The sequence below is a fragment of the Planotetraspora silvatica genome, assembly GCF_016863315.1.
In the GTDB taxonomy this organism is placed as follows: Bacteria; Actinomycetota; Actinomycetes; order Streptosporangiales; family Streptosporangiaceae; genus Planotetraspora; species Planotetraspora silvatica.
The window spans coordinates 1-877 of record NZ_BOOQ01000103.1; the positions used below are offsets into that span (position 1 = coordinate 1).

General features: G+C 71.9%; 1 pseudogene. It reads left to right on the forward strand.

Features of this window, described 5'->3' with window-relative positions:
• Positions 1-877, forward strand: a pseudogene (locus Psi02_RS39780) (hypothetical protein); the annotation flags it as partial.

Sequence of the window (877 nt, forward strand, 5' to 3'; positions counted from 1 at the left end):
CCCTGCCCGATGACGACGACCGCAGGATCTGGCACCGGGCGGCCGCCGCGACGTCCCACGACGACGACATCGCCGCCAGTCTCGCCGACGCGGCGATGCGCGCCAACGCCAGGGGCGCGTCGGGGCTCGCGCTGGAAGCCCTGGAACGCGCGGCCTACCTCAGCGCCGACCCGGCCCGCCGGGGCGCGCGGCTCATCGACGCCGCCATCATGGCCTTCGAGCTCGGCGACCGCGCCGCCCTGGAACGTCTCCTTGCCCGCGCGGAGGACGCCGACCTCGCCCCGATCGACCGGTCCAGGCTCACCGATTTCCGCGACATCACCCTGCATTTCGTGTGGACCGGCGTGGACCGGCATTCCGACTACGCCGCCACCATCGACGAGATCAGCGCGCGTGACGGCTCGGCGATCGCGCTGCGCTGGCTGCATATGAGGAGCCTGCGCTGGTTCTTTTCCAATCCCCCACGGGACGCCCGTGCTCTCGTACTCGCGGCGATCGACCGGCTGGACGTGCCCGATGAACCCCAGATCATCGCGTCGCTCGCGCTGATCGGCCCTGTCGAACGTGGCAGGCACATACTGGCCCGGCTCGACGCGCTGAGCAAGGCGAGCTGGGTCAGCCCGCGCAACCTCCACCTGTTGGGCACCACTGCGCTCGCGGTCGGGGCGTTCACACTGGGCGCCCGGCTGCACGCGGAGGCGATCGCGGGGATGCGAGCGCGCGGCCCGTTCGGATCGCTCGCACAGGCACTGGTCGAGCAGGCGACGTCGGCGGCGCGCCTCGCCGACACCCGGCTCGGGATCGTCGCCGCCACCGAGGCCAGAGCATTGGCGGTGGAGACGAGACAGCCGCAGTGGGTGTTCACCGTCGACGCCGT